General features: G+C 32.1%; 3 protein-coding genes. All 3 read right to left on the reverse strand.

The annotated features are described in order from the left end of the window. Nucleotides 1-114: 114 nt before the first annotated feature. Nucleotides 115-2,088, reverse strand: coding sequence for a putative porin (locus HRU49_RS14300; protein WP_296358342.1), 1,974 nt, complete (start codon nt 2,086-2,088; stop codon nt 115-117). Between the two features lie 140 nt (nt 2,089-2,228). Beyond that, entirely contained in the window at nt 2,229-2,960 is a 732-nt protein-coding gene (locus tag HRU49_RS14305; RefSeq protein ID WP_296358344.1) for a hypothetical protein, read from the reverse strand. 19 nt (nt 2,961-2,979) lie between these two features. Then, the coding region (locus tag HRU49_RS14310; RefSeq protein ID WP_296358346.1) for a RagB/SusD family nutrient uptake outer membrane protein at nt 2,980-3,635 on the reverse strand (656 nt) is incomplete at its 5' end.

The raw sequence follows: 3,635 nt of genomic DNA on the forward strand, positions 1-3,635 counted from the left end.
CTACTTTATATTCCTGCAACACTTTTTTTGAAAATTATTTTTAATATTTTGTATAATGCTTATTATCTGAACTTTAAAGGACAAAAAAAATAGAAGATTTTAAAAATTGATATACTACAAGAAAAAATCCCAGACGAGACCGAAACGAACTGTAAAATCTCTAAACGGGTGGTTCGGGGCAGAAAAATAATTATATCCAGTAAATGAAGAATTAAAATGCTCTGCTTTTAAAAATATTCTTGTCTGTCGTACTTTGGCATTGATGAAAAAATCTAACCTGGGAAACCCTCCTATCTCAGTATCATTTTTAACATAAAACTCTGCCAAAAGCGGATCATAACCATTCATATTATATTTCGTGAAATAATTGAGTGTTATCCCTGTCTGCAAGGTCATTGCCTTTTTAAATATCTGATTTGAGTAATAAAAAGTGTTTCTTGAGATTAAAGTTGGAACATTTAGAACATCTTCATCACTTATCACATTCTGATACATAATAGTGTTATCAAGTGCAAAATTTCCAAATCTAAATTCTTTTTCAATTTTTAATCTTAGATATTGAAGTGGTTGAGTAAACTGTTTTGGTTTAATTATTACCGCATTATTAGATGAAGGTTCTAAATTGAAGTAGGTGTAATTATCAATATTAGAAATATCCAAGTCAGCATTAAACCATTTATCGGACAGAATACCAATATTAAATTGTTGTGTATTTATATTATTAAAAGCATCAAAATTATACCAATTATAATTTACATAGTCGCTCTGATATAATAAATAATTGTAATTAGGAAGTCGAGAGCTAATATTTATTCCTACATGGAAATTTATATCGTCTAATAATCTTACTTGAGCCCTACCACTTATAAAACTTCCCACAAACTCTTCAGATAAATTAAGTCCCCCTATACCTGAAACAGCAAATTTCCCAATCGTTTTATTATAACTTGCTTCAAGACTAAAATAATCTGTTTTAATGCGATTTGGTATAACCTCACTTGGAAATAACACTACACTGTCATATCCATAATTGATGTTGTTATAGTTAATACCAACTGTCAAATCCCCTAAAAGGTTATTATTGAAGTTTACGCCTACTGATGTTTTAAAATTTTCTAAAGTTACCTTATCATTTATACTGTTTGTAAATGAATCACCAAAAAAATCATTAGTTGCTGAATTCGTTTGATAAAACTGATAAAACTTATCTTCAAAAGAAATTGAATTTACAAGAGTTAACACATTCCTCTTGATAGAATCAACTTGTTTTACTATATCATATTCGTGATTTAAATAGAATCGTTTACCTACTAAAATATTTTCACCACTTTCAAGGTTTGGATCAAAAACAGATCTATCCGCATATTCCTCATCACCAGATTCAAAATTTATTACATCATCATCTGTTAATCCACCGTTTTCATTATTCAGTAAATCTTGCATAACTATGTGAGCATAGGCCCTATAACGTTTGCTTTTTGATTTAAAATTAGAGGTAACTCTAAAATTACCAGAACTTGTTAATGCATTTTGATAATTCCCTAATGATCTTAAACCCTTATAAGCTATTGAAAAATTCAATTGATTAGATAGGTTTACGGTAAAAAAAGCATCTAATAATTGACCCTGCTCAAATGCCGTTTTATACATTAATCTAGTCCAAGGTGTAGGCACCTCGTAATAGTCTATATCCTCAATTTCATAATAGTTGAAATGCCTACTTCTTGAACCAAATAATGGATCTATTGTATTGGAAAATAAATTTAGGGTTAATGAATTATATGTTTGCCCTATATTAGCAAATGGCATTAAACCGAAATTATCTTTTTGTAGATAGTTAAACCTATATTCCTTTTGAATAGTAAGGGTTGTATCAACTATAGTTGTATCGACGCTTTTCTTATACTTGATATACATATCAATGGAAGCCAACTTATCGAAACCCTTTGATTTTTTGGCTTTTGATGAATCCTTCCCAAATGGGGCCTCCCTTTGGGTGACGTTACGTCCATTTAATTTGGTCTGACTATAGGTATTACTTAAACTAAAAGATAAAATAATAAAATATATATATCTAAAATAAGTCATACAAAGCTTTAAGTATTACAATTATATAATAATATTTTACAACTAAATAAACAATATTGAAATAGTTGGATAATTCAGTACAGAATAAATAAAAAAAGACCTGCTGTTAGCAGGTCTTTTCATTATCATCGAATCTTATACTAATTTGGAACAGTAAATGTATCAACATATTGAGATCCAAAATTTCCACTGACAGAACTTAAAACATTTCCATTATATGTAATAGAAGCATTACCGTCCGTCGGGAAAGACATACCATCTCCATAACTATCGTTAATAGTCCATGTATATGTTTCTCCTTCAATCAAACAAGCACTAACACTAACAGTGTCTAAATCACTTCCATAAGCATCACTAGCAATAACACTCCCACTTGAATCTGTTATGTTCCAATCTATTTCCTCAGAATAACCATCGAAAACAAAATCTACTGATGAATTAGCATTTGGACAAACTAAAGCTACAGTTAGTGTTACCGCACCACTAGTGCCTACAAAACCCTGATTAGGCATAAACTCTATAACGATTGTGCCCGGAGCAAAGTTCAAACCAGATTCGTTCAATTGAACAGTAAGCACACCTTCATTTGATCCTCCTGGAATAGTTACACTTCCGGGTACACTGTAACCAGATGGGTCTGCTGTTGATTCATCAGCTACCATGACATTAACAGTTCTATCTGAACCTGTCTTATTACCGGTATATACCAAAATATCCGTACTACCACTTCCTGAACCTACATCTAAAGTAACGGATTCTGCTTCACTAGCAAATGTTATATAGTTCACGCTGTTACCTGTAGCTTCTTCCTCGCAGCTGTAAGCAGCTACAACGAGGATACCTAGTATTATATAATTTAAAATTTTCTTCATGAGATAAGTCTTAATTTAATTAATTTTGCTCGTTAATGAACACGTTACTCTGAATCTCTAATTCAGGAATTTCAAAAGTGAAACGCTCTTCATTGTGCGCGATAGATTCTCCTACAAAAGATAAGTGGTTGCTACCTCTTACACCTGTTGAGGTCTGATTACGTTTGATCGAAAGATATGTTTTTCCTTCACCCCAAAACTCAATACGCGTTTGTAAGTGAATCTCATCTAATAGCGCTTGTCCAGATAACCCATCTAAATAAGAAGTATCCGGTAAACGTTGATCTAAAACTTGTCTTAAGGCAGTTCTAGCCTGACCTTCTTGTCCCATTTTTGCTAAAGATTCTGCTTTTAAGATATGCATTTCTGCTATTCTCATATATACATAATCCGCAACAACGTTACCACTAGGTCCACCAATAATTCTACTAGCATCGTAAAACTTATCTATAGGCATTAAGTTATAATACCCTGAACCTGGGAAAAACTGAGCCTTTCTAGCATCATTAGCTGGAATTGCGTCATATAAATTTTGATCTATTGCTTTAGCGTCACCAGCCCATGCATAACTATAAGAGAATGCATCAACTTGTCCCCACCAAGAAATTAGTCTTAATCCAGTCGCAGGTAAAATATCAAATCCCCAGATCCATCCTGGAGTGTTAACGTTATTAA

Source organism: Winogradskyella sp. (assembly GCF_013213975.1).
Classification (GTDB): domain Bacteria; phylum Bacteroidota; class Bacteroidia; order Flavobacteriales; family Flavobacteriaceae; genus Winogradskyella.